Origin of the sequence: Actinosynnema sp. NPDC091369 (assembly GCF_044757065.1) — a bacterium.
Taxonomy (GTDB): Bacteria; Actinomycetota; Actinomycetes; order Mycobacteriales; family Pseudonocardiaceae; genus Actinosynnema.
Genome location: NZ_JBIVUG010000002.1, coordinates 830,645 through 854,466 on the forward strand (window position 1 = coordinate 830,645; position 23,822 = coordinate 854,466).

A 23,822-nucleotide genomic window follows, 5' to 3' on the forward strand; every position below is an offset into this window, starting at 1 on the left:
ACTCGGCCACCGGGTCAGCGCTTGCGCAACCGCACGGACGTGATGGCGTGGTGCTCGACCTTCAGCACCTCGACGCTCCACCCGGAGACCGTGACGCGGTCGCCGGGAGCCTCGGGGATGCGGCCGAGCACCGCCAGCACGAGCCCCGCGATGGTGGCGTAGTCGCCCTCGGGCGCGTCGGGCAGCTCCACGCCGAGGTCGATCAGGTCGTGCACGGGGAACGTGCCGGGCAGCACCAGCGAGCCGTCCGGGCCGTTGCGGACCGCCATCACGTCCCGGTCGGTCTCGTCCAGGATCTCGCCGACGACCTCCTCCAGCAGGTCTTCGAGCGTGACGATGCCCGCGACCGCGCCGTGCTCGTCCACCACCAGGCCGAGCTGCTCGCGCTCGGCCTTGAACCGGCGCAGCGCGTCCGACACCCGCACCGAGTCCGGGAACACCACCGGCTCGCGGGCCACGTCGACCAGCTTCGCGTCGTCCCGCAGCAGGTCGCGCAGGTGCACGACGCCGACGACGTCGTCCAGGTGCCCACCGCGCGCGACCGGCGCCCGGGAGTGGCCGGAGGCGGCCAGCTCGGCGCGCGCGGACGCCACGTCGGTCCCGGCGTCCAGCGTGACCACCGACCGGCGCGGCACCAGCACCTCGCGCAGCCGCCGTTCGGTGATCTCCAGCGCGCCGGTGATGATCATGCGCTGCTCGGCGTTGAGGCCGCGCTGGGCGGACACCAGCTCGCGCAGCTCCTCGGCCGACATCTGCTCGGACTCGGCGTCCGGTTTGCCGCCCAGCAGCCGGACGACCACGTTCGTGGACGCGCTCAACGCCCACACCGCGGGCCGCGAGGCGGTCGACAGCACGTGCAGCGGCCGAGCCACCAGCAACGCCCACCGCATCGCGTACTGCATCGCCAGCCGCTTGGGCGCCAGTTCGCCGAACACCAGGGTCAGGAACGTCAGCACGATCGTGACCAGCGCGATCGCCACCGCGTTCGCCGCGTCGCCGAGGAACGACAGCGCGGGCACCAGCGGCGCGGCCAGCGACACGGCCGCCGTCGCCGAGGCCAGGAACCCGGCCAGGGTGATCCCGATCTGGATGGTGGCCAGGAACCGGTTGGGGTCGCGCGCCAGCCGCACCAGCGTCGTCGCGGACGCCCGGTCGTCGCGCTCCAACGCCCGCAGCTGCCCCTCGCGCAAGCTGATCAGCGCCATCTCGCTGCCCGCGAACAGCGCGTTCAACGCCACCAGCACCGCCACCAGCGCGAGCGTCCACCCGTATCCGTCCACACCCGACTCCATACCCGAACCGGGCCGGACCGCAACCGCCGGGTTGGTCATTTCGAGTGGAGCCACTGCCCTTGGAGCGCCCGTCCGGGTTACAACAGGCGTGGGGAGGTCACATGGGGTCGGCTGCGGTGCACCGGTCGTTCGTCGTCGTCGACGTGGAGGGCTACGGCGACGGGACGCGCACGACCCACCACCGGCTGGCCGCCCGTGACGGCATGTACCGGGTGCTGATGGGCGCGTTCGCCGACTGCGACCTGCCGTGGGACGACAAGGCGGTGGACGACGCCGGTGACAGCCTGATCGTCGTCCTGCCGGGTGACGTCGCGAAGGCGCACCTGGTCGACCGGTTGCCGGTGAGCGTCGCGGCGAAGCTGCGCGAGCACAACGCGGCCTCCTCGCACGGCGCCCGCCTGCGCCTGCGCCTGGCCGTGCACTTCGGCGAGGTGGCCTACGACGCGCACGGCGGCAAGAGCAGCCCGGAGCTGATCTTCGCCTGCCGGATCCTGGACGCGGCCGAGGCGAAGGCGGCGCTGAAGGGCTCGAACGCGACGCTGGTGCTGATCGCGTCGGACCCGTTCTACCAGGCGGTGGTCCGGCACCACCCGTCCGCGCACCCGGACGCGTTCCGCCTGGTGCGGGTGGACGTGAAGGAGGTGCGGGCCAGGGCGTGGATCAGGCTGGTGGACGACTACCAGCCGCAGCCCACCTCCTCCCCCGCCCTCGCTCTCGCCCCGCGACCGGAGCGGACGTCGACGTTGCGCACGGGCGTGGAGATCCTGCTCCGCACACCCGGCTTCGACACCCGCGACGGCCGTGACCTGGTGCTGCGCGACCTGCCGTTCGCCGGCTCGGTCCCGCGCATGCCCACCGACCGGGGCGACGTCGTGAGCATCGTCCGGACGTGCGAGAACTACCCCGGCGGCGTCGCGGCGCTGCTCGAAGCGATCCGCTTCTACGCCGACGGCACCACCGCGATGGCCGACCTGGACGCCTGGCTGGCCGCCCGGGACGACGGGTGACCGGGCCACCCGCCTACCCGACGACGGCGTGACGCCCGGTGGTGAGGGCTCGACCGCTGGTGGTCAGCTCGGTGGCCACCCGCTCCACCGCGTCGGTGAACTCGACGTCGTCGCAGTTCCAGTCGGTGAGCTTGACCAGCAGCCAGCGCCGCCAGGCCGCGACCAGGTCGGCGAACACCTCGGTGCCCTGGGGCGTGAAGCGGTAGCGGCCGTCGGACTCGGTGACGTAGCCGCGGGTCTGGAGCTGGCGCGCCACGGGTTCGAACACGCCCGCCGGCACCTTCGTGACCTCGACCAGGCGTTCCAGGGTGGCGTCACCGTGGTCGACGCTCTGCCGGAACACCTTCACCACCAGCCACGCCTGCGCGTGCGTGAGCGGGACGCCCGACTCGCGCAGCACGTCCGGCGTCGGGTCGCGGCGCTCGCGGCTGACGATCAGCGCGACCAGCTTCTCCAGCTCGTGCTCGGAGTCCGCCGAGTGCGGCGCGGCGAAGTTGTCGCCCACCTCGGTCGCCGCCGCACGCGCGGTGTCGCGCAGCGGCACCTCTTTGAGGAGCAGCGCGACCAGGAACGCGACCGCAGCGACCGGCGCGGCGGACAGGAACACCGTGTGCAGGGTGTCCGCGTACGCGGCGATGATCGGGGCCTTCACCGGGTCCGGCAACGCGTGCAGCGCCTGCACGTTGGCCGCGGCGGCCGGGTCGACGCCCGGCGGGATGGCGGCGGCGAGGTTGCCGGGCAGGTTGCTCGCGTACACCGTGCCGAACACGGCCACGCCGAACGAACTGCCCAGCGTGCGCAGGAAGCTCACCCCGGACGTGGCCACGCCCAGGTCCTCGTAGCTGCTGGTGCTCTGCACGACCACCATCGCCACCGGCATGCACATGCCCACGCCCAGGCCGAGCACCAGCATGTACGTCGACGCCTGCCAGAACGACGTCTCCGGGTGCAACCGGGACAGCAACAGCAGCCCGGCGACCATGAGCAGGCTCCCGACCAGCGGGAACACCCGGTAGCGGCCGGTCTTGCTGATCACGTTGCCGGTCGTGACGGAGGCGATGAGCAGGCCGACGACCAGCGGCAGCATCTCCAGGCCCGACTGGGTCGCGGACGCGCCGTGCACGTACTGCAGGTAGGTCGGCAGGAACGTGACGCCGCCGAGCATGGCGAACCCGACCACGAAGCTGAGCACCGTGCACACGGTGAACACGCGGCCGCGGAACAGCCGCATGGGCAGCATCGGCTCGGCGGCGCGCGTCTCGACGAGCACGAACAACGCGAGCGCGACCACCGACCCGACGGCCATCCAGATGATCGTCGGCGACGCCCACGGGTACTCGACGCCGCCCCAGCTCGTGACCAGCGTCAGACCGGTCGCGGCCAGGGCGATGAGCAGGATGCCCAGGTAGTCGATCTTCGGCCGGCCCGCTCCGCGCACACCGGGCAGGGCGAACGCGCCGACGGCCAGCACCACCACGCCGAGCGGCAGGTTCACGTAGAACGCCCAGCGCCAGCTCAGGTGGTCCACGAACAGCCCGCCGAGCAGCGGCCCGACGACCGTCGCCACGCCGAACACCGCGCCGATGAAGCCCTGGTACTTGCCGCGCTCGGACAGCGGCACGACGTCGGCGATGACGGCGGCAGAGGTGACCATGAGCCCGCCCGCGCCGAGCCCCTGCACCGCGCGGGCCAGGATGAGCCACGTCATCGAGTCGGCCCAGCCGCACAGGAACGAGCCGACCAGGAACAGCACGACGCTGGTCAGGAACGCGCGCTTGCGGCCGAACAGGTCGCCGAACTTGCCGATCAGCGCGGTCATGATGGTCTCGGCGAGCAGGTAGGACGTGACCACCCAGGACAGGTGCCCGCCGCCGCCGAGGTCGGAGACGATGGTCGGCAGCGCGGTCGCCACGATCGTCTGGTCGAGCGCGGCCAGCAGCATCCCGAGCATGATCACCGAGACGACGGCGTTGCGCGCGCCGCGCCCGACCTCGACCCGTTCGACCACGTGGACCTCCCGGCCCGACCATAAAACCACCACCGCCACGCCGCCCGCCCACGACCACGGCCGGGTGATCACCCGCCGAACCCGTGCCGCACCCAGGGCTGTGTTCGGCAGCCTCGGCTTCGCCGACGGGGGCGTTCGCGGGCCCGCGTCGAGGTCGTCATCACCGACCGGCCGTCCACCTCCAGGCCCCTCACCGAGGGGTCGGGGTGGAGAGCGGCCGGTCGGAGGCGTCCGCTAGTCGCGGACCGTCTTGTAGCGCAGGAGGACCGCACCCGAGCGGAACGTGCGGTTCTCCACCAGTTCCAGCGTCGCCCACGCCTTCAGCGCCGGGAAGAACGGCGTCCCGCCACCGATCAGGACCGGCTCGACCAGCACGTGGAACTCGTCCACGAGGCCGGCCTGGACCAGGGGCGCGGCGAGCGTGGCGCCGGCCACCTCCATCAGGCCGTCGGTCTCCGCCTTGAGCTTCCCGGCGGCCTCGACCACGTCACCGCGCTCCAACCGGGAGTTCCAGTCGACCGACTCCAACGTCCGGGAGAAGACCACCTTCGGCATCGCGACCCACAACCGGGCGTACTCGGCCTCCACGGGCGACACGTCGGGCGCCTGGCCGGCGGTCGGCCAGTGGGCCGACATCAACTCGTACAACTTGCGCCCGTACAACGACAACGCGACCTGCCCGGTCCGGTCGTTCCAGTACTGGTGCACCTCCTCGTCCGGTGTGCCCCAGCCGAGATCACCGTTCGCGTCGGCGGTGTAACCGTCCAACGAGACGTTCATGCCATAGGTCAACAATCCCATGGCGTCAGACTGCCGGAACCCGAATGCCTCTTCGCGCCGCCACGCCGCCCGGCACGTCGCCAGACACGCCTCGGACAACGCGATCGACGCCCTGCCAACGTTCCGCACCGTCCTCAAGAGCCTGTCGCTCCGAACGCCGTGCCCTTGACCGCCCCGTCCGGCAGGACCGGTCCGCCGGCGATCGCGTCGCGGCACAACAGGCAGTCCGCGTCGGAGCAGCGGGTGATCTCCTGGTCGGCGGCGATGGCGGCTGCCGCGGCGGCCACCGCGTCCCGTGCCGAGTAGGCCCGCCAAGAGGACTTCCCCACCGCGGTTCTCCGCCCGTACGGGGCGAGAACACCACCCAACCGCAGGAAGCCCTGCGAGCAGGAACCGACTTCGAACGGCGAGATCCGACCGTGCGCGTCGCGCGCCCACCGGACGAACAAGCGCCGTCCCGCCAGCTGTTCGGCCAGGTGCAGGGCCGTCATGGACCTCAGGTCGACACCGACGAGCAACACCGCGCCCCCGAGATCGGCCAGTGCGCGGATCGGCCCGTACACGTCACCCGGATGCTGGGCGGCGGCGAGGTGCTCGGCGAGCGGCCCGATCGAGGCGAACGAGTTGAGCGGGTGGTCGCCGCGCGCGGCGTCGGCCCGACGGACCAGGGCCGCGGGCAGTGCGCCGAGACGCGGGTTTACGAGGCCGTGGTCGACCCGGTACACCGGGGCATCGGCGGCGGCGTAGGGCTCGGGCGGTGAGACGTAGTCGATGCCGTTGCGCGGTGGCCGCGCCCACTCCGGCGCGGCCATGCCGAACCGGGGCTCGGTGAACGCCGGAACCAGCACCGTGCACCCTCTCGCGCGGAACACCTCCAGGAGGCCGTCCGCCTCGACGCGCTCCCCGAAGGACCGCAGCGACGCGTGCACCATGACGGGACGGCCCGCCAGGCCCAGATCGGTCACTGCCCGGTCCAGCTGTCGTTCGTTGATCACTGTCGGTCTCCTCGTTAGCCGGTGGTGCCGCGGTCACACGAGGTGCGCGGCGTCGACGATTCGGCCCTGCCGGAGTTCCTCCAGCGCCAGCCTGGTCTCGCGGGTGTCGGGGTGGTCGTCGCCCAAGGTGCGGCGGCGGAGCTTCAACGCCTCGCCGTACAGCGACTCGGCCTCCGCCGACCGGCCCAGGCGGGCGACGACCCAGGCGAGTTCGTGGGTGGTGAGCAGGGTCTCGGGGTGCTCGTCCTCCAGCACCCGCCGGCGCAGGGCCAGAACGTCGCGGTAGAGGATCTCCGCCGTCGCCCACTCACCGCGCTTCGCGGTGACCCAGGCGAGCTCGTGCCGCGTCGCCAGGGTCTGCTGGTGGCGTTCCCCGAGCACGCGCTCGCGATCGCGCCGGACGTCGAGCAGGGCGGCGTGCGCCTCGGCGAAGCGGCCCTGGTTGGCGATGGCCCACGCGAGTTCGTGGCGCGTCGTGAGGACCTCCGGGGCGTCGGGCCCCAGCAGCCGCAGGCCGTGGTGGAGGGCCAGCCGGTAGCGCGACTCGGCCTGGGCCCACCTGCCCTGGCAGGCGGTGATCCAGGCGAGCTCGTGGCGACTGGCGCACGTGTCGGCGTGGTCCTCGCCGAGCACCTGCAACCGGGCGTCGAGGACGGCTTGGTAGCGGACCTCGGCGCCGACCAGGTCACCCTGGTTCGCGATCGCCCAGGCGAGCTGGTGCTGCACGCGCAACGACGCGGGATGGGTGCTTCCGAGCGCCGCGCACCGGGCCAGCGCGAGGTTTCCCAGTGCCAGAGCGGCTTTGGGTGCTCCACTGCGGTTGAACGCGCGGACCGTGGAGGCGGTGGCCGACATGAGCTTCTCGAGCCGTTCGCGGTCGGCGTGCTCGGCGGTGGTGTCGAGGAGCGCCAGCAGGTGCTGGCCGAACAGGCGGTACCGGGGCCAGTCCTCGCGGAGGTCGTGGCGCAACTCCCGCACCGCGGCGGTCAGGAGGTCGATGGCGCTGTGCCTGATCGAGGTGCCACCGGGATCGGCTCCGCCGAGGTGGGCGCGGTTGGCGCCGTTGACGACGGGGTGCACCTTGATCGAGGTTCCCGGCACCGCCGGGTCCTCGTGCTCGCTCTCGATCAGCCCGACGCTGCCGAGTCCGCGCAACGCCTGGTGCACCAGGTGTCGTGCCCCTCGGGGATCCGTCCCCGGACCGGGTGGCCCGGCTGTGGGCAGCGGTTCGAAGACGTCCACCGGGATGGCGACCGGTGCGTAGCAGCTCGCGAGCCGCAGAAGCGTTCTGGCATGCGGTAGCCCTCGGTCGGCCAAGCCGTCCAACGAGATCTCCGCCGTGCGGTGCACCTCCTGGACGCGCGGCGCTTCCGGGTCGGTCGCGCGGTGCGTGCCCGACACCTCGTCCAGGGCGTGGCGGTAGTCCTCGAACGTGGGCCGGCGGGCGACTCCGGACCGCAGGTAGCTACCTGCCAGGTGCAGCGCCAACGGCAAACCGCCCAGTCGACGGGACAGGATCAGCGCCTCGCGCCCCCCTCCGGCTTCCGGCGCCAGGTCGCGCAGCACCCGGGCCGCGTCGACGTCCGACAGGAGTGCGACCGGGTGCAGACGAGCCGTGGCCCAGACCGCGGAGTCGGCGACCCTGCTGGTCACCACGACATGACCGCGACGCGATGAGCGGATCCACCCCCCGGCCACCGTCGCGCCCTCCGACGGGGCACCGGTGCGGAGAAGTCCGGGGTCGTCGGCGTCGTCGACGACCAACAGCCACTCACGGGACGCCTGTTCCAACAACCGCCAGAGCCGGTCCGGACCGTCCGCCGCCATGCCCGCGACCGCGTCCACGTCGGTCGAAGACCCGCCCAACCCGCGCGTCAGGGCCACCAGCCCGGCCCACAGGCTCGCCGCGTTGGCGGCGGAGATCCACCACACCGACCGGTTCTCGGCACCCAACCGCGCCGCCACCGCCGCCGCGATGGTCGACTTGCCCGTGCCGCCCGGCCCGACGAGCACGGCCGGCTCGCTCCCCGGAACGCGCGCCGACGTCACCAGCTCCTCCAGCAGGTCGTGGCGGCCGCGGAGCTCCACCCGCGGCACCGGCACCGCGAGCTCCGCCTGGACACCCGACCGCATCGGTCCGGTCCCCGCACGTCCGGGCACGACGTCGACCTCCCGGTCCATCCACGTCAGCAGCGCGTCCAGCCCCTGCCCGACGTCGAACGGGACGACGTCGTCGGTCCGAGCCTCACGGACCCGGCGGTACGCCTCGGCGAAAGTCAGCGCGTCCTGTCCCTCATCACCGGCCATCAGCCGTGCCTCCCTTCGTCCCATCGCCTTCTTCGTCCTCGATGAACGTGACCAGGTGCCCCAGATCGGCTCTCAGCCGACGCCGGGCCTCCCACAGGTGTCCCCGGACGGTGCTCACCGAGATGCTCAGGTGGTCGGCGACTTCCGCCGTGGGCCATCCCTCGCGCCAGACCAGGAACGCGACCCGCTGCCGCATCAACGGCATCCGCTCGATCGCCGCCCAGCACCGCGCCAACGCGATCGACCAGCCGACTCGGTCGGAGAGGTCCGCCGACCGCACGACCGGCTCGGGGAGGGGTGCGGTCGTGTCCACCGCACGTGTCTTCCGCCAGTCGTCGATCGCTTTGTTCTTGAGCACTCGACGCAGCCACCGCCGGTGCTCGACCGGAGCACGCCCGCCAACCTCCGCCCACGCGCGGACGAGCTCCTGGAAGGCCGTCTGGACGAGGTCTTTCGCATCCTCCGCGCTCGTTCCCGGTAGGGAACGGCCATACCGGAACAAGTCGCCCGCTTCCCGCAGGTACAGGTCGGCGATCCGCCGGGACTCCCCCTCCGGGAGCTCCGGCCGATCCCGGGGCTGCTCGGGCGGTTCCACGTCACCACTCCGGCCGCGGTTCGACCGAGCGGTCCGGGTCGGCCCGGACGAGGCCCAGGTCCCACCAGCCCCGTCCGTCGCGACCGATCGACACCACTCCCGTCGGCCCCTGCGCACGGCCAGGAGGAGGACATGTCGCGACAACCACTCGGTCACCAGCGGTGCGGCGCACCAGAGCAGGAAGAGCCAGGTCACCGCGCAGGCGGTCGGCCAGGGCCAGGGATGTGCGGGTAACGCGGTCGCGGTCATGCGCGTTCCGTTCTCTCGTGGGGATGGTCGGCGTCACACCCCACTGTCGTGCGACCGGCCCCTTCCGTTCGGTCGTCGTCGGAAGTTCTTCCGGTACGGGCGGTCACCAGGGCCACCTTTGCCCGTGCCCGAATCCGGGCACGGGAGTTGGACCGGTGGTTGGCTGTGGTCATGCTGGAGGTCGTGGGAGACGAGGTGCCGGACGAGTTGCTCCGGCACGTGGTCAGGACGACCGGCCTGCCTCCCGCGCTCGCGCGGCGCGTGGTGGCGGACGTGATGGGCTACTTCGTCGAGACGGCGGAGGAGTACGTGGTGCGCAGGCACGCCGAGTTGCGGCGGGACGGGCTGGGGAACGCGAGGATCTGGGCGCTGTTGCGGGAGGAGCTGGACGTGCGGCCGGTGGCCGCGCCGCCGTTGTCCGAACGCCAGTTGCGCCGGATCGTCTACGGCTGAAGGAGATCACCGGGTATGTGCGGAATCGTCGGTTACGTCGGTCCCAGGGACGCGGTCCCCGTGCTGTTGGAGGGCCTGCACCGGCTCGAGTACCGGGGGTACGACTCGGCGGGTGTCGCGGTCGCGGACGAGGGTGGGTTGAGGGTGGTGAAGACGGCCGGGCGGGTCGGTGACCTGCGCAAAGCCGTGCCGGACGACGCCGCGGGGCGAACGGGTATCGCGCACACCCGGTGGGCCACGCACGGGGAGCCGACCGACCGCAACGCCCACCCGCACGTGGACGCCGCGGCACGGGTCGCGATCGTCCACAACGGCGTGTTCGAGAACTCCGACCGGCTGCGCGCCCGGTTGCGGGCCGACGGGGTCACGCTCGCCTCGGACACCGACAGCGAAGTCCTCGCCCACCTCGTCGCCCGCAGCGGCGCGGCCACCCTGGAAGGCGCCGTGCGCGAGGCGTTGGCGCAGGTGGAGGGCACGTACGGGGTGATCGTGATGGACGCCGACCGGCCCGGTGAGCTGGTCGCCGCCCGACGCGGCAGCCCGGTCGTGCTGGGTGTCGGCGAGCAGGAGATGCTCATCGCCTCCGACGTCACGGCCCTGGTCCGCTTCACCCAGCAGGTGATCTTCCTGGACGACGACGAGATCGCCGCGGTCACCGCCGACGGCTACCGCACGTCCACGATGGACGCCCGCGCCACCAGCACCACCCGCTCCCCCACGGCGATCGACGTGGCGAGCGCCGAGTACGAGCTGGGCGAGCACCCGGACTTCATGTACAAGGAGATGCGCGAGCAGCCCGACGCGGTGGACCGCTGCCTGCGCGGGCGGCTGGACCACCGGTTCTCCTCGGCCCGGCTGGACGGCGTCGGCCTGTCCCCGCAGGACTACCAGCGCATCCGCCGGGTCAAGCTGCTCGGCTGCGGTTCGGCGTACTACGCGGGCCAGCTCGGCGCGCAGCTGATCGAGGAGCTGGCCCGGATCCCGGCCGACGCCGAGCCCGCGTCCGAGTTCCGCTACCGCAACCCGGTGGTGGACCCGGACACGCTGTACGTCGCGATCAGCCAGTCGGGGGAAACGCTGGACACGCTCGCGGCCGTGCAGGAGCTCAAGCGCAAGGGCGGGCACGTCATCGGCGTGGTCAACGCGGTCGGCAGCACGATCGCCCGCGAGTGCGGCCACGGCATCTTCCTGCACGCCGGCCCGGAGGTGTCGGTGGCGGCGACGAAGTCGTTCACCACGATGGCCGTGGCGCTGGCGATGCTGGCCCTGGACCTGGGCCGGGTGCGCGACCTGTCCATCACCGAAGGCCGACGCCTGGTCACCGGCTTGTCGGAGCTGCCGCACCGGATCGCGCGGATCCTCGCGGCGGAGGACGACATCGCGGCCGTCGCCCGCAAGTACGCCGGCGCGGAGCACATGTTCTTCGTCGGCCGGGTGCGCGGGTGGCCCGTCGCGCGTGAAGGCGCGCAGAAGCTCAAGGAGATCTCCTACGTGCACGCCGAGGCTTACCAGGCGTCCGAGCTGAAGCACGGGCCGTTGGCGCTGATCAACCCGGAGATGCCGACGGTGGTGCTGGTGCCGGACGACGAGCTGCTGGCCAAGAACACCGCGACGATCGAGGAGATCAAGGCCCGCGGTGGGCCGGTCATCGCGGTGACCGACGCCGAGCTGCCGCCGGGTCTGGCCACGGACGTCATCCGGGTGCCGAAGGCGCACGACGCGTTGGCCCCGATCACGCTCTCGGTGCCGTTGCAGCTGTTCGCGTACCACCTCGCGCACGCGCTGGGCCGTGACGTGGACCGGCCGCGGAACCTGGCCAAGAGCGTCACCGTGGAGTGAGCGGCCGGCCCTGTCGCCACGAGGTGACCTTAGGTTAGCCTAACCTGCATGCCCCGGTACTCGACGTTGGCCCAGTTGCAGCTCAAGGTGCTCACGAAGGCCGCGGGCCTGGTCACGGCCACGCCCAACCAGCGTGACGTGTTCGACCAGTTCGCCATGACGGTCACCGCGGTCGCCGACCTCGCGCCGCACCTGCGCCGGGTGACGTTCCGCGCGCCCGGGTTCGCCGAGTTCCGGGTCACCGGGCCGGACGAGTGCTTCGGCTTGCTGATGGCGCCACCCGGCCGCCCGTTGACCATGCCCAGCGCGGACCGCGTCAACGTGCGCACCGCGATCCGCGCCCTGCCCGCCGGGGACCAGCCGGACCTGCGCTGGTACACCGTCCGGGCCCACCGCCCGGACCTCGGCGAGATCGACGTGGACTTCGTCCTGCACGGCGACGCGGGTCCGGGCACGCGGTGGGCGACCCGGGCCGCGGTGGGCCAGTCCGTCGGCTTCCGCGCGGGCAACTCGGGCTACCGCCCGCCGTCGACCGGCACGGTCCTGCTGGCCGCCGACGAGACCGCGCTGCCCGCCCTGTGCGCGATCCTGGAGACCGGCGTGCCGGAGGGCGCCCGGATCTTCGCCGAGGTGCCGGACGAGGACTTCCGGGTGGCCGTCGACGCGCCCGTGACCTGGCTGTACCGGGGTGACGACGCGCCCGGCTCGCACCTGCTGCGCGCGGTGACCGACATGCCCTCCCCGGCGCCGGACTACGCCTGGGTCTGCGGCGAGTCGACCCTGGCCACCTCGGTCCGCAGGCACCTGGTCAAGGACCGGGGCGTGGACCGCCGGTCGGTGATGTTCAGCGGGTACTGGAAGCTCGGCGCGGCGCGGACGTGACCGGGGGTCACCCGGCGGCGCGTCGCTCCCGGCGGGTCAGCACGAGGCCGACCACCGCGGGCACGCCGACCGCGGCCCCGGCCAGGAGCCACTGGGCCACCGTCATCGTTCCCAGCGAGGCGCCGGTGGTCGTGTAGACCAGGGTCGCCGGGACCACGCCCACGGCGGTGCCGACGGCGAACGCGCCGACGCGCAGGCCGCTGAGCCCGGCGGCGTAGTTGACCAGCCCGAACGGCACCACGGGCAGGAACCGGAGCGCGATCACGGCCCACACGCCGCGCCGTTCCAGCAGCCGGTCGACCCGCGCCAACCGGCCCCGCTCGAACCGGGGTCGAACCGCGTCCCGCCCCAGCCCGCGGGCCACCGCGAAGCCGGCCAGGGCCCCGATCGTCACACCGGCCACCACCACGCAGGCGCCGACGACCGGCCCGAACACCACCCCGCCGGCGATGCTCAACAACGGCTTGGGCACCAGCACGACCGACCCGGCCGCGCACACCGCCACGAACGCGAACGGGGCCGCCGCGCCGGCGCTCCCGACCCAGCCCTGGAGCTGGGCGACGTCCGGCGTGACACCGGTCAGCACGCCCACGACGAGCGCCACCAGCACGAGCACCAGCGAGCCGAGGCGGACCACGCCCACCCGAACGCGGTCCGGCACACCCACCCCTCACCGTCAGGACGTCAACTGACGACCATCGTACGGCCGCCCCGCACCCCGGCCGCCTGCTTGCGCCGGCCGTAACCGCGCCGAGCCGGCCCACCGAGGAGACGACGTGCGCGGCCAGGGCGGTCCTGCACCGGGGCGGGCACGTCGCGGAGGCACGCCGCCACCTGCACGGCTTCGCCCGCGACCTGCCGGCCTGCGGCGCGGAGGCGGGCGGGCTGCGCGACGACGTGCCGGCCGAGGAACCGGCCGACTACTGCCTGCACGCCCTCGGCGCCGCCGACCGCCTGCCGTCCGACGCGATGCGCCGACTCGTCGCCGTGATGCTCGACGGCCTGCGCCCCGCCCGCTGACGACCCGAGCCCGGCACATACCCACCGGGGGTATGCGCCGAGGCTGACATACCCCCGAGGGGTATGCAACCATGATCGGTGGAGGAGTCCGAAGAGGAAGGGGGACCGCCCCCGGGCGGCCCCCCTCTCCGTCAGAGCTGGCCGGTGGCCTCCCGCCACGCCCGCTCCTTCTTGATCCACTCGTTGTCCTGGGGGAACTCGTCGATGCTCGGCACGCGCCGGACCTCGGTCTTGAAGCCGGGGCCGGTGATCGGCTGGCGCTTGGCCCACTCGACGGCCTCCTCCTTCGAGGCCACGTTGAGGATGTAGAAGCCGTTGAACAGCTCCTTCGTCTCGCCGTACGGGCCGTCGGTCACGACCGGAGGCTCCGACGAGTAGTCGACCACCACGCCCTCGGAGGCGTCGGCGAGCCCTTCGGCGGCGACCAGCACGCCCGCCCGGATCAGCTCGTCGTTGAACCTGCCCATGGTCTCCAGGATCTCGTCGAAGTCGATCTCGCCCATGCCCGCGAAGGCTTCGTCCGTGGCGCGCATGATCAGCATGTACTTCATGGTCGACATCTCCCTGGCCGCCGTCCGGGCCCCTCTCGGACCCTGTTCACCCCTAGGTCGAACGGGACGGGCCGTGGATCGACACACCGCGCCGAACTTTTTCAGACGAGATGTTTCCGCAGGTCAACGACCTTCCAGCAGCCCGAGGAGCGCCGAGGCGACCAGGGCGACGGCCCGGTCGCCGTCACCGGCCAGGCCGCGCAGGACGCCGTGCGCGGCCGTCCCCGGCAGCTCGGCGAGCGCCTGGATCAGGCGGATGCGCACTCCCGGGTCGGAGGTGTGCGCGGCGAGCTCGTCCACCAGCGCGCCCATGACCCGGTCCGCGCACTCGGGGTCCCGGGACAGGACGCCCAGCACCTCGGCCGCCTCGACGTCGTTCACGCCCTCGACCACCATGCCGACCAGGACCGGCACGGCCGCGGTCGTCCCGCGCGCGCCCAGGGCCAGCGCGGCGTGCCGGCGCACCGTCGCCGAGGCGTCGCCGAGCGCCTCCACCAGCACCGCCGTCGCCGCGTCGCCCGGCATCCCGGCGATGGCCTGGACCGCGCGCCGCCGCACGTCCGCGTCGTCCGAGCGCACACCCGCCGCCACGTGCGCCACACCGTCGTCACCCGTCCGCGCGAGGGCCCAGCGCAGGGCGCCGGCGACGTTCGGGTCGGTCTCGGCGAGGACCGCCTCGGCCAGCAGCTCGGCCGGCACCGGCACGTCGTCGGCCGGTGACAGGACGGCCTGCTGCCGCCGTGCGGCGCTGGGCGAGTCGAGCCCGTGCAGCAGCCGGACGATGCGCAGGACGTCCGGCCAGCCGGTGGGCGACGAGGCGTCGACGGCGCGCAGCCGGTCGAGCAGCTCCCGCTCCCGCCGCACCCGGTCCTCGGTCCGGCGGATGAGGTCGGCGACCAGTGCGGACGGCGCGAAGGCCGGGTCCTCCAGCGCCCGCCCGATCTCCCGCAGCGACAACCCCAGGGACCGCAGGCTCTCCACGTGGAAGATCCGGCGGATGTCCTCGGCGGAGTACTCGCGGTAACCGCCCACCGTGCGCCCCGTCGGGCGCACCAGCCCCAGGGAGTCGTAGTGCCGGAGCATCCGGGTGCTCACCCCCGAGCGCCGCGACACCTCGCCGATCAGCACGCCGGTCCGTCCGCCGCGGCCGGGCCGAGCGCGACGACCCGGATCGCCTCGTCCACGTCCGGGTCGAAGGCGGCGTCCGGGTCGAGCAGCAGCCGTTCCGTGGCACGGGCGTGCGCGCGCACCGCCGGGTCGGCGCTCGCCAGTGCCGCCCGCAGGACCGGTTCGACCACGTCGTCCAGCGCGACGAGCGCCCGGCTGAGGCTCAGCCGCACGGCCCGGTCGCCGCGCCCGAGCTCCCCGGCCAGGTCCGCGGCCAGCCGCGCCCGGTCCCCGTCCGGCACGAGGACGACCGCCGCGCGCCACGCGCTGCGCGCCACCTCGTCGTCGGCGTCGTGCAGCAACGCCGGCGTGATCGCGGACCACGCGCTCGCGTCCCCGATCTTGGACAGCGTGTGCAGCGCCTGGCTGCGGGCCTGGGAGCGCCCGGACCCCAGCTCCGCGAGCAGCCTGGGCACCGTGACCTCCGCCGGGAACCGGGTCAACGCCCAGGTCAGCATGTCGCGCACGAAGAAGTCCGGCTCGACCGCGCACCGCGCCACGAGCGCCTCGACGTGGCCGGGGTCGCGCCGGCTGCCGATCGCGAGCGCCGCCTGGAGCCGCGTCGACGCCTCGCTCGCGCGCACGGCGTCGAGCAGGCGGGCGTCCTGGGTGGTGTTTCGGGTCGAGTTGATGGGGACCACCTCCTCGACCCAGTGAAGACCTTGTCACAGTGTCAACGTCAAGCCCGGTCAGTGCACGCCGCTCATCAACCGCCGGATCGGCCGTGACGCCAGGGCCAGCAGCACGCCGAACAGGACGGCCGCGCCGCCGACCGCGGTGAAGTAGGCCGCCTCGTGGTCGGCGCTGTAGTACTTGGCGAGCGAGCCCGCGGTGGCGGTGCCGAGCGCGATCGACAGGAAGTTGAGCGCCACCATCTGGGTGTGGAACGCCGCGGGCGCGAGCTTCGTGGACAACGACAGCCCGACCGGTGACAGCAGCAGCTCCGCGACGCTGAACACCAGCAGGATGACCACCAGCATGAACAGCGGCGTGCTGTTGGCCGCGCCGCCCGCCGTGGGCAGGAACAGCAGGAACGCCAGCCCCATCAGCACGGTGCCCAGGGCGAACTTCACCGGCGAGGACGGCTGCCGCGACCCGAGCTTGGTCCACACCGCCGCGAACACCCCGGCCAGCAGGATCACGAACACCGGGTTGATCGAGTTCGCCCACGACACCGGCATCTCCCAGCCGAAGAACGTGCGGTCGACCCGTTGGTCCACGTAGATCGCCACCACGGTGAACTGCTGCTGGAACAACGCGAAGAACACGAAGCTCGCCAGGAACATGGGGATGAACGCGACCACGCGCCGGCGTTCGACCCGGGTGATGCGGCGGCTGGACAGGATCACCGCGAAGTAGCCGACCGACGCCACCACGATCACCACGATCACCGCGTTGGCCAGGTTCGCGGGCCGGATCACGCCGGTCAGCACCAGCACCACGACCGCCACGACGACGGCCGTCGCGATGCCGAGCACGACCCGGCGCCGGGCGGGCGGCAGCGGGTTGGGCACGACGTTCACCTCGGGGCCGAACCCGCGCCGGCCGAACCAGTACTGGGTCAGGCCCGCGGCCATGCCGACGGCGGCCAGGCCGAAGCCGTAGTGGAACCCCAGCTCCTCCTGGGCCAGGCCGGTCAGCAGCGGGCCCACGAACGCCCCGAGGTTGATGCCCAGGTAGAACAGCGAGAACCCGGCGTCACGGCGTTCGTCGCCCTCCGCGTACAGCGAGCCGACCAGGGCCGTGGCGTTGGCCTTCAGCCCGCCGCTGCCCAGCGCGACCGCCGCCAGCCCCACGCCCACCCCGGCGAACCCCGGCAGCAGCGCGAGCGCGACGTGCCCGAACATGATCAGCACCGCGCTGGCGAACAGCACGCGTTCCGACCCGACCAGGCGGTCCGCCACCCACGCGCCGACGATCGTGGAGAGGTACACCAGCCCGCCGTAGGCGCCCACGATGCTGGTCGCGGTGCCCTCGGACAGCCCGAGGCCCCCGTCGGCCGCGCGGTAGTACAGGTAGATCGTGAGGATGCCCTGCATCCCGTAGAACGAGAACCGCTCCCACATCTCGACGCCGAACAGGTGCGCCAGCGCGCGTGGGTGACCGAAGAAGCTCCGGCTCCGGTCCCGCTCCGCCGTCGTGCTCATCGTCTGACCTCGCCTCATCGGGTGGCGGGCGCGGCCCGCGCTGAGCTGACCGAGAACGGCGTGCCCTCCTGGCACGTCGTGGCCTGCCCCGGTCGGGCCGTCCCCTCCACGACGACCTCGGCGCCCGCGCGGAGCACGGCCTCGTCGCCGCCCAGGAGCAGGAACGGACCCCGGTCGGTCGCCAGGACCAGGCACCCCGCCTCCACGCCCGCCTGCACCGTGCCGCGCAGCACCGTCACCGGACGTGACGGTGCCGGGGTCGAGGGCGTGGGGGTCGTGGGAGCGGTGGACGTGGCGCACGGCGGCACGTCACCCGCGCAGCCGGTCGGGCCGGGCTCCCGCGCGGGCTGCCCGCACGCCGTCACGAGCAGGACCGCGCCCAGGAGGGCGGCCGTACGCGAACCGTCCATGCCGTGCGGCTACCCGGCAACCGGCCGGTGAACGGCACTGTCACCCGATCGGTGTCGCCCGTCCGGGTCTGCGGTCAGACGGGCGTGCGGGACGCCTGGTCCGGGTCGCCGTGCCGGTCGCGGGCCGCGCGGACGCGCAGGCGGTCCAGGAGCCCTATGGCCGGGGTCGCCGTGATGCCGTGCAGGACGATCGACCCGATCACGACCAGCGCGACCACGCGCCAGATCTCGTCCTGGTCGGCGAAGTGCCCGGCCTGCACCGCGTAGGCCACGTAGAACAGCGACCCGACACCGCGCACGCCGAAGAACGAGATGACGGCCCGTTCCCGGGGACCGGTCTTGCCGCGCGCCAGCCCGATCAGGCCGGCCGCCGGCCGCACGACGAGCAGCACGGCCAGGGCCACCAGCACGTCACGCCAGCCGGTGCCCGCCAGCAGACCGGTGACCGCCGCGCCGCCCAGCAGGAAGATGATCAGCACGGTGAGCATCCGCTCGACCTGCTCGACGTACTGGTGCAGCACGCGGTGGTAGCCGTGGGACCGCTCACCGGCCCGGATCGTGCAGGCGCAGACGAAGACGGCGACGAAGCCGTACCCCTCGGCCAGCTCGGTGAGGCCGTAGGCCAGGAACGTGGCGGCCAGCGCGACGAAGCCCTCCGCGTGCTCGGCCAGCCGCAGCTTCTCCGACGGCGCGGCGAAGAACAGCTTGCGCAGCGCCCACCCGGTGAGCAGCCCGACGAGCACGCCGCACGCCAGCCGCCACGCCACGTCCACGGCGAGCCACTGCGGCAGCCAGGCCGACGGCGCCGCGCCCACCACGCTGACCGCCACCGCCGCGTAGGTGAACGGGAACGCCAACCCGTCGTTCAGCCCGGCCTCCGAGGTCAGCGCGAACCGCGCCTCGTCCTCGCCCTGGTCGTCCGGGTGCTCCGCGGGCTCGGCCACCTGCACCTCGCCCGCCAGCACCGGGTCGGTGGGCGCGAGCACGGCCGCGAGCAGCAACGACGAGGCCAGGCCGAAGCCGAGCGCGGCCCAGCCCAGCAGGCCGACGGCGAGCATGGACAGCGGCATCGTGATACCGAGCAGCCGCCAGGTCGTGGACCAGCGGCGCAGGCCGAACGGCCGGTTCAGCGCGAGCCCCGCGCCCATCAGCGAGATGATCACGCACAGCTCGGTCAGGTGCGCGGTGACCGAGCCGTGCCGGGTGGGATCGGGGTCGGGCAGCGGCTCGACCACCGCGAACGCCACCGCGCCGACGGCCAGGAACACCATCGGCATCGAGATCGGGGCGCGCCCCAGGAGCCGGGGCAGCAACGCGGCGAGGAGGGTCGCCACACCGGCGCCGGCGTACACGGCGGCCGGACCCACCAGGCGGCTCCTCTCGGTCGGGCCGCGGCCGAACACCGATTCGACCGCACGTACGCCGTCAGGTACCCACGCCGGGCGTGGTCCATGCGAACCCGGTCGAACGACATCGCGCAGCTCCCCGGCGGCGTCACCCCGGGGACACGAGGGGGTGAGGATCGCTCGATCGTGTCAGCCCGGGTGCGGACATGATGACGGCGGTCCCCAACCCCGCAGCCGGAAGATGGTGCCGCCTTGCCACCACTGACCCAGATCGTCACCACCGCCCTGACCGACGCGGTGAACCGCTACGGGACCGCGGTCTCCCCCGTGCTGGACGGCCGCGGGTTGCACTGGGAGATCGATTCAGGAGGTGTCCTGCGCGGTGTGGTGCCCGAGTCGTGCCCGGCGCCCGAGGTGCTGGAGCGCCTGGTGCACTGGGCCGCCGTCCTCGACCTCGCCCTCGCCGCGTCCGATCAGGACGCGCGGGGCGTCTACACCTACCGCGGCACAGCCGGGAACCGCCCGGTCGAGGTCCGGGGCGCGGTCGAGGTCCGGGGCGCGGTCAACCCCTGACCCGCCCCGACCCGGTCAGCGGCGCAGCCCGGCGCGGACCACGAGCGCGTCGTGGTCGGTGTGGGTGGTGCGTTCCAGCTCCAGGGTCGGCGCGGCCAGGGTGCCGTAGGCGTGCTGGATGCCGGGAGCCTGGACGGCGGCGGCGTCGGTCAGGGTCCAGTGGGTCGGTGGCGCGCACGAGGCGCGGCGGTTGACGTCACCCGCGAAGAGGGTCGGACGGGTCCGCGCGGACAGCACGGCGGTCAGTTCCGCGCACTGCGTCGCGTTGGCCGTGCCGGGCGCCTCGCCGCCGGTGGACAGGTGCGTCGTGCACACGTCGACGCGGCGGGCGGTCGTCACGCACAGCCAACGCCGTTGCTCCACACCGTTGAACACGGAGAATGGCGCGTCCTCGGAGGCGCGGATCGCTTCCTTGGTCAGCACGGCGTTGCCGAACACGCCCCGGCCCTCCGGCGCCTTGCACGCCAACGGCGCGCCCCGGTAGATCACCGTGGCGAAGCGGTGGTGGTACCCGGTGCGCGCGGCGATCTCGGCCACGTCACCGCTGCACGCCTCGTTCAGCGTGACCGCGTTGACGTCGTTGGCCTCGATGCGCGCCACCACCTCGTCCACGATCTTCGGGTACTCCGTCTTGGCGTAGCAGCCGGCGTAACCGCTGGCGCAGATGTTCATGTGCAGCAACGAATACGGCGGGTGCGCTGCCGCGCTGTCGGCCGCGGCAACGCCCGTGGACAGCAGGCCGAGCAGGCAACCGAGGACGGCGGCGAGCGGGGAAAGTCGGATCACGGCACGATTGTGCCGATCGGAGCAACGCATCCGAAGGGCTCGCGCCGAGGGTTCACCGCCTCGACGCCTGCGCGAAGCCCCACCGCGAACAGGAGTTTCCGGCTGAGTCGCACGCCACAGGTGTGAAAACCGCCGGAGCGGGGCAACCCGGTCCCGGTAACGATCACGCCGCGTCGCAGGAGTCGGCGTGGCACGAGGACAAGGAAGCACCGTGGGCATCCTGGGTTGGATCGTTCTGGGTCTCATCGCCGGCGCCATCGCCAAGGCCATCATGCCCGGCAAGGACCCGGGCGGCATCGTCATCACCATGCTGCTGGGCATCGTCGGCGCGATCATCGGAGGCTTCATCGGTCGGGCGGTCTTCGGCTCCGACATCGGCAGCTTCTTCGACCTGAGCACCTGGCTGCTGGCCATCCTCGGCTCGGTCGTGGTCCTGGCCGTCTACCACCTGGTCACGAGCCGGGGCCACCGAGCCCACAGCTGACGCCACACCGCAACGCTCGGGCCCGCCGGTCGACACCGGCGGGCCCGGTGCTGTGTCCCCTTGCGACGGAGCGGTCAGCCGACCAGGCCGTGCCGGTAGGCGTAGACGACGGCCTGGACCCGGTCGCGGAGCCCCAGCTTGGTCAGGATGCGCGACACGAACGTCTTCACGGTCTCCGGGCTGAGCACCAGCTCCGCGGCGATCTCGCTGTTGGACAGGCCGTCCGCGACGAGGTGCAGCACCTCCACCTCGCGGGGCGTCAACCGGGTGCCGGGCGCGCTCGGGGCGGCCGGCCGGATGCGGGTGGCGAACCTGCCGACCAGCTCCCGCGTCACCTCGGGGTCCAGCAGCGCCGCGCCCGACGCCACCGTGCGGATGCCGTGCAGCAGCCGGTCCGGTGGCGCGTCCTTGAGCAGGAACCCGCTCGCCCCGGCCCGCAGCGCCTCGTACACGTACTCGTCCAGGTTGAACGTCGTCACCACCAACACCTTGACCGGCCGCGGCACGTCCGCGCCGGCGAGCAGGCGGGTGGCCGCGATGCCGTCGAGCACCGGCATGCGCACGTCCATCACCACGACGTCCGGGTCCAGCCGGCGCGCGAGGTCGACCGCGGCCTGCCCGTCACCGCACTCGCCGGCCACTTCGAGGTCCGGCTGGGCGTCGATGATCGTCACCAGCCCGGTGCGGACGAGCACCTGGTCGTCGCAGACCAGGACGCGGATCACAGCGCGCTCTCCGGGACGCGGGCGCGCACGTGGAAGCCGTCCGGGTCGTGGCCCGCGCTGAACTCGCCGCCCAGCACGTCGATCCGCTCGCGCAGGCCGGCCAGACCGCGTCCGCCGCCACCGAGGGGGACGGCCGGGGCGGGCGCGCCGTCCGTGCTGACCGCCACGGTGACCTCTCGTTCGCCGTGGTGCACGTGCACCGACGTGCGGCTGCCGCGGGCGTGCTTGAGGGCGTTGGTCAGGGCTTCCTGCACCACCCGGTACACCACCGGTTCGGCGCTGCCGCCCCGGCGCACGGCACCGTCCTCGGTGAACTCGACCGGTTGGCCCGCGCGCCGTGTCCGCTCCACCAGCGTGCGCAGCCCCCCGGCGGGCGGTGCGGAGTGGTCGGGGGCGAGCACGTCGAGCAGGTGCCGCAGATCGGTGAGCGCCTGCCGGCCGGTGCCGGCGACGGCGGTGAGCGACTCGTCCAGCCGGTCCGGTTTCGCGGTCAGGTAGCGGGCGGACTCGGCCTGCACGACCATCGCCGTCACGTGGTGCGTCACGACGTCGTGCAGCTCGCGGGCGATGCGGGCGCGTTCGGCGGCCCGGGTGTCCTCCGCGACCCGGCGACGCCGCTCGGCCTCCGCGATCCTGGTGGCGCGCAACCACGACCCGGCGCTCGCCGCCAGCACCAGCGCGAGGTAGAACGTCACCGCCTCGGCCACCGGCTCTCCCCCGCCGAACAACGGGAACAGGAGCACGAGGACCACGTACGCCGCGGAGAACACCACTGCCACGACCCACCGCCGGCGCTCCACCCGTGCCGCCGCGATGAGCAGCGCGATCACCAGCGCCGTGCCCGCGAACGTGTGGTAGCCGCGCACCTGGTCGACCGCGAACCCCAGCGACACCACCGCGAGGCAGGCGACCGGCCACCGTCGGAACAGGGCGAACGGGAGGCATTGCAGCGCCACGGCGACGACGGTGAGCCCGTCGTACGGGCGGGCGGGCATGCCGCCGAACTGCGTGCCCTGACCGTGGAGCGCGGGCACGAGCGACCCGACGAAGAGCCCCAACCCGATCAACGGGTACCAGAGCGCGTACCGCCGCCAGAACTCCGGGCCGCGCCGCAGACCGATCACCGGCCTCATCCTAGTGGCCGGCCGTGCGCCGGAGGTCGCACGGCCGCACCGCGTTGTGGCGTCGGAGAAGGTCTTCGAGCAAGTCCGGCGCGGAGCACCGCCGCCTGGTTCGGGCACCACGGCGCGCCGGTGATCCGGATCGCCGTGTCAGGAGCCGTGTCAGCGCGGTGGCGGTTCGGTGTCAGGGTCGGGGGCGAAGGTGGTTCCTGTCAGCAGGACGAGCACGGAACCACAGGAGAAGACGATGCAGACGTTCGACACCCCCGCCCCGATCTCCGCCCTCGTGCACATCCCCGCCGGGGTCGTGCGGGTCGTCGCCGGCGACCGGTCCGACACCGCGGTCGAGGTCCGGGCCGCGGACGCCTCGAAGAAGCGTGACGTGAAGGCCGCCGAGCAGACCGCGGTCGAGTACCGGGACGGGGTCCTGCGGGTCGAGAGCCCCACGAAGAACCAGGTCCTGGGGCCCTTCGGGGCGGTCGAAGTGACGGTGCACCTGCCCGCCGGTTCGCGGGTCGAGGGCAAGGCGGGCGCGGCCGAGGTGCACACCGCCGGGCGGCTCGGCGACGTCACGTTCGAAGGCGCGCACGGGACGATCACCCTCGACGAGGTGGCAGGTCTGCACCTCACCGCGCACGCCGGTGACGTCACGATCGGCCGCCTCGGCGGGTCCGCGGAGATCAGCACGCAGATGGGCGACATCCGCGTCGCCGAGGCCGTGCGCGGCACGGTCGTGCTGCGCACCGAAGCCGGCGCGATCTCCGTCGGCGCGGCGCACGGGACGTCCGCCACTTTGGACGCCGGCACCTCCTCCGGTCGCATCCGCAACTCGCTGGTGAACACCGGTGACCACCGGCTCGACATCCGTGCGACCACCTCGTACGGCGACATCACCGCCCACAGCGTCGCGAACGACTGAGAGGACCCCGGCGATGAACCAGGCGTACGGCGCCGCCGTGTGGCTCGGCGACGCGCAGGTCGCCTCCCACGGCTACGAACCGGACGGACCCCTGACTCCTGCGGCGCGCTGATCCACAACGTGGCCGGCCGAGGCGTCATCCGGGATCGCGGCAGGCCCTGACGGC

General features: G+C 72.9%; 24 protein-coding genes. 8 read left to right on the forward strand and 16 right to left on the reverse strand.

What is annotated here, in order from left to right; all coding sequences use genetic code 11:
- Positions 1 to 14: 14 nt before the first annotated feature.
- Positions 15 to 1,280, reverse strand: a complete 1,266-nt coding sequence (locus ACIQMJ_RS11870; protein ID WP_499760935.1) for a hemolysin family protein — start codon at positions 1,278 to 1,280, stop codon at positions 15 to 17.
- Positions 1,281 to 1,393: 113 nt separating this feature from the next.
- Between ACIQMJ_RS11870 and ACIQMJ_RS11875 the strand changes: the two genes are divergently transcribed.
- A complete protein-coding gene (locus tag ACIQMJ_RS11875; RefSeq protein ID WP_499760936.1) occupies positions 1,394 to 2,299 on the forward strand; it encodes an effector-associated domain 2-containing protein in 906 nt (301 codons plus the stop codon).
- A 13-nt stretch (positions 2,300 to 2,312) separates the two neighbouring features.
- Here the strand turns inward: ACIQMJ_RS11875 and ACIQMJ_RS11880 are convergent, their stop codons facing one another.
- The 5 genes from ACIQMJ_RS11880 to ACIQMJ_RS11900 form a co-directional block, all read right to left on the reverse strand.
- Positions 2,313 to 4,250 carry an MDR family MFS transporter gene (locus ACIQMJ_RS11880; RefSeq protein ID WP_499761068.1) on the reverse strand — a complete coding sequence of 646 codons (1,938 nt, stop codon included), beginning with the start codon at positions 4,248 to 4,250 and terminating at the stop codon, positions 2,313 to 2,315.
- Positions 4,251 to 4,541: 291 nt separating this feature from the next.
- Positions 4,542 to 5,108 carry a dihydrofolate reductase family protein gene (locus tag ACIQMJ_RS11885; protein WP_499760937.1) on the reverse strand — a complete coding sequence of 189 codons (567 nt, stop codon included), beginning with the start codon at positions 5,106 to 5,108 and terminating at the stop codon, positions 4,542 to 4,544.
- A 113-nt stretch (positions 5,109 to 5,221) separates the two neighbouring features.
- Positions 5,222 to 6,082, reverse strand: a complete 861-nt coding sequence (locus ACIQMJ_RS11890) for an AAC(3) family N-acetyltransferase (RefSeq protein WP_499760938.1) — start codon at positions 6,080 to 6,082, stop codon at positions 5,222 to 5,224.
- Positions 6,083 to 6,115: 33 nt separating this feature from the next.
- Positions 6,116 to 8,389, reverse strand: a complete 2,274-nt coding sequence (locus tag ACIQMJ_RS11895) for a tetratricopeptide repeat protein (protein WP_499760939.1) — start codon at positions 8,387 to 8,389, stop codon at positions 6,116 to 6,118.
- The gene (locus ACIQMJ_RS11900) at positions 8,379 to 9,233 is read right to left on the reverse strand and encodes an RNA polymerase sigma factor (protein ID WP_499760940.1); all 855 of its coding nucleotides are present in this window, start codon (positions 9,231 to 9,233) and stop codon (positions 8,379 to 8,381) included. Before ACIQMJ_RS11900 ends, ACIQMJ_RS11895 begins: the two co-directional genes overlap by 11 nt.
- 171 nt (positions 9,234 to 9,404) lie before the next feature.
- On the opposite strand from ACIQMJ_RS11900, the gene ACIQMJ_RS11905 reads away from it, so the two are divergent.
- The 3 genes from ACIQMJ_RS11905 to ACIQMJ_RS11915 are packed head-to-tail and all read left to right on the forward strand — an operon-like array spanning position 9,405 to position 12,407.
- Positions 9,405 to 9,686 (forward strand): hypothetical protein, encoded by a 282-nt coding sequence (locus ACIQMJ_RS11905; RefSeq protein WP_499760941.1) that lies wholly within the window; start codon positions 9,405 to 9,407, stop codon positions 9,684 to 9,686.
- 15 nt (positions 9,687 to 9,701) lie between these two features.
- Positions 9,702 to 11,525 (forward strand): glutamine--fructose-6-phosphate transaminase (isomerizing), encoded by a 1,824-nt coding sequence (glmS, locus tag ACIQMJ_RS11910; protein WP_499760942.1) that lies wholly within the window; start codon positions 9,702 to 9,704, stop codon positions 11,523 to 11,525.
- Between the two features lie 48 nt (positions 11,526 to 11,573).
- Positions 11,574 to 12,407, forward strand: a complete 834-nt coding sequence (locus ACIQMJ_RS11915) for a siderophore-interacting protein (RefSeq protein WP_499760943.1) — start codon at positions 11,574 to 11,576, stop codon at positions 12,405 to 12,407.
- Between the two features lie 7 nt (positions 12,408 to 12,414).
- Here the strand turns inward: ACIQMJ_RS11915 and ACIQMJ_RS11920 are convergent, their stop codons facing one another.
- A complete protein-coding gene (locus tag ACIQMJ_RS11920; RefSeq protein WP_499760944.1) occupies positions 12,415 to 13,068 on the reverse strand; it encodes a TVP38/TMEM64 family protein in 654 nt (217 codons plus the stop codon).
- 236 nt (positions 13,069 to 13,304) lie between these two features.
- On the opposite strand from ACIQMJ_RS11920, the gene ACIQMJ_RS11925 reads away from it, so the two are divergent.
- On the forward strand, positions 13,305 to 13,427 hold the full coding sequence (locus ACIQMJ_RS11925; RefSeq protein WP_499760945.1) for a hypothetical protein: 123 nt from the start codon (positions 13,305 to 13,307) through the stop codon (positions 13,425 to 13,427).
- Positions 13,428 to 13,558: 131 nt separating this feature from the next.
- On the opposite strand, the gene ACIQMJ_RS11930 is transcribed toward ACIQMJ_RS11925, so the two are convergent.
- The 6 genes from ACIQMJ_RS11930 to ACIQMJ_RS11955 form a co-directional block, all read right to left on the reverse strand.
- On the reverse strand, positions 13,559 to 13,978 hold the full coding sequence (locus ACIQMJ_RS11930; RefSeq protein WP_499760946.1) for a YciI family protein: 420 nt from the start codon (positions 13,976 to 13,978) through the stop codon (positions 13,559 to 13,561).
- A gap of 123 nt (positions 13,979 to 14,101) precedes the next feature.
- The gene (locus tag ACIQMJ_RS11935) at positions 14,102 to 15,106 is read right to left on the reverse strand and encodes a HEAT repeat domain-containing protein (RefSeq protein WP_499760947.1); all 1,005 of its coding nucleotides are present in this window, start codon (positions 15,104 to 15,106) and stop codon (positions 14,102 to 14,104) included.
- Positions 15,100 to 15,786: a HEAT repeat domain-containing protein gene (locus ACIQMJ_RS11940; RefSeq protein WP_499760948.1), complete on the reverse strand. Its 687-nt coding sequence runs from the start codon at positions 15,784 to 15,786 to the stop codon at positions 15,100 to 15,102. The genes ACIQMJ_RS11935 and ACIQMJ_RS11940 overlap by 7 nt, the downstream gene beginning before the upstream one ends.
- A 48-nt stretch (positions 15,787 to 15,834) precedes the next feature.
- Positions 15,835 to 17,292 carry a peptide MFS transporter gene (locus tag ACIQMJ_RS11945; RefSeq protein WP_499760949.1) on the reverse strand — a complete coding sequence of 486 codons (1,458 nt, stop codon included), beginning with the start codon at positions 17,290 to 17,292 and terminating at the stop codon, positions 15,835 to 15,837.
- 14 nt (positions 17,293 to 17,306) lie between these two features.
- On the reverse strand, positions 17,307 to 17,702 hold the full coding sequence (locus ACIQMJ_RS11950; protein ID WP_499760950.1) for a hypothetical protein: 396 nt from the start codon (positions 17,700 to 17,702) through the stop codon (positions 17,307 to 17,309).
- A 74-nt stretch (positions 17,703 to 17,776) separates the two neighbouring features.
- Entirely contained in the window at positions 17,777 to 19,069 is a 1,293-nt protein-coding gene (locus tag ACIQMJ_RS11955; RefSeq protein ID WP_499760951.1) for a cation:proton antiporter, read from the reverse strand.
- A gap of 231 nt (positions 19,070 to 19,300) precedes the next feature.
- Here ACIQMJ_RS11955 and ACIQMJ_RS11960 point away from each other — a divergent pair, with 231 nt between their 5' ends.
- Positions 19,301 to 19,621 (forward strand): hypothetical protein, encoded by a 321-nt coding sequence (locus tag ACIQMJ_RS11960; RefSeq protein WP_499760952.1) that lies wholly within the window; start codon positions 19,301 to 19,303, stop codon positions 19,619 to 19,621.
- 15 nt (positions 19,622 to 19,636) lie between these two features.
- On the opposite strand, the gene ACIQMJ_RS11965 is transcribed toward ACIQMJ_RS11960, so the two are convergent.
- Complete coding sequence (locus tag ACIQMJ_RS11965) at positions 19,637 to 20,407, reverse strand: endonuclease/exonuclease/phosphatase family protein (RefSeq protein WP_499760953.1); 771 nt, start codon at positions 20,405 to 20,407, stop codon at positions 19,637 to 19,639.
- A gap of 211 nt (positions 20,408 to 20,618) precedes the next feature.
- Here ACIQMJ_RS11965 and ACIQMJ_RS11970 point away from each other — a divergent pair, with 211 nt between their 5' ends.
- A complete protein-coding gene (locus ACIQMJ_RS11970; protein WP_499760954.1) occupies positions 20,619 to 20,891 on the forward strand; it encodes a GlsB/YeaQ/YmgE family stress response membrane protein in 273 nt (90 codons plus the stop codon).
- A gap of 74 nt (positions 20,892 to 20,965) precedes the next feature.
- Here the strand turns inward: ACIQMJ_RS11970 and ACIQMJ_RS11975 are convergent, their stop codons facing one another.
- Both ACIQMJ_RS11975 and ACIQMJ_RS11980 read right to left on the reverse strand, forming a co-directional pair.
- A complete protein-coding gene (locus tag ACIQMJ_RS11975) occupies positions 20,966 to 21,616 on the reverse strand; it encodes a response regulator (RefSeq protein ID WP_499760955.1) in 651 nt (216 codons plus the stop codon).
- Entirely contained in the window at positions 21,613 to 22,740 is a 1,128-nt protein-coding gene (locus ACIQMJ_RS11980) for a sensor histidine kinase (protein ID WP_499760956.1), read from the reverse strand. Before ACIQMJ_RS11980 ends, ACIQMJ_RS11975 begins: the two co-directional genes overlap by 4 nt.
- Before the next feature lie 244 nt (positions 22,741 to 22,984).
- On the opposite strand from ACIQMJ_RS11980, the gene ACIQMJ_RS11985 reads away from it, so the two are divergent.
- Entirely contained in the window at positions 22,985 to 23,656 is a 672-nt protein-coding gene (locus ACIQMJ_RS11985) for a DUF4097 family beta strand repeat-containing protein (RefSeq protein ID WP_499760957.1), read from the forward strand.
- Positions 23,657 to 23,822: the final 166 nt, after the last annotated feature.

What these genes read in the sequence shown, in the direction of transcription:
- ACIQMJ_RS11950 (WP_499760950.1), bottom strand. Translation starts at nt 17,702, where the DNA reads ATGGACGGTTCGCGTACGGCCGCCCTCCTGGGCGCGGTCCTGCTCGTG.
- ACIQMJ_RS11885 (WP_499760937.1), bottom strand. Translation starts at nt 5,108, where the DNA reads ATGGGATTGTTGACCTATGGCATGAACGTCTCGTTGGACGGTTACACC.
- ACIQMJ_RS11900 (WP_499760940.1), bottom strand. Translation starts at nt 9,233, where the DNA reads ATGACCGCGACCGCGTTACCCGCACATCCCTGGCCCTGGCCGACCGCC.
- glmS (WP_499760942.1), top strand. Translation starts at nt 9,702, where the DNA reads ATGTGCGGAATCGTCGGTTACGTCGGTCCCAGGGACGCGGTCCCCGTG.
- ACIQMJ_RS11945 (WP_499760949.1), bottom strand. Translation starts at nt 17,292, where the DNA reads ATGAGCACGACGGCGGAGCGGGACCGGAGCCGGAGCTTCTTCGGTCAC.
- ACIQMJ_RS11880 (WP_499761068.1), bottom strand. Translation starts at nt 4,250, where the DNA reads ATGCTCGGGATGCTGCTGGCCGCGCTCGACCAGACGATCGTGGCGACC.
- ACIQMJ_RS11905 (WP_499760941.1), top strand. Translation starts at nt 9,405, where the DNA reads ATGCTGGAGGTCGTGGGAGACGAGGTGCCGGACGAGTTGCTCCGGCAC.
- ACIQMJ_RS11985 (WP_499760957.1), top strand. Translation starts at nt 22,985, where the DNA reads ATGCAGACGTTCGACACCCCCGCCCCGATCTCCGCCCTCGTGCACATC.
- ACIQMJ_RS11930 (WP_499760946.1), bottom strand. Translation starts at nt 13,978, where the DNA reads ATGAAGTACATGCTGATCATGCGCGCCACGGACGAAGCCTTCGCGGGC.
- ACIQMJ_RS11915 (WP_499760943.1), top strand. Translation starts at nt 11,574, where the DNA reads ATGCCCCGGTACTCGACGTTGGCCCAGTTGCAGCTCAAGGTGCTCACG.
- ACIQMJ_RS11895 (WP_499760939.1), bottom strand. Translation starts at nt 8,389, where the DNA reads ATGGCCGGTGATGAGGGACAGGACGCGCTGACTTTCGCCGAGGCGTAC.
- ACIQMJ_RS11875 (WP_499760936.1), top strand. Translation starts at nt 1,394, where the DNA reads ATGGGGTCGGCTGCGGTGCACCGGTCGTTCGTCGTCGTCGACGTGGAG.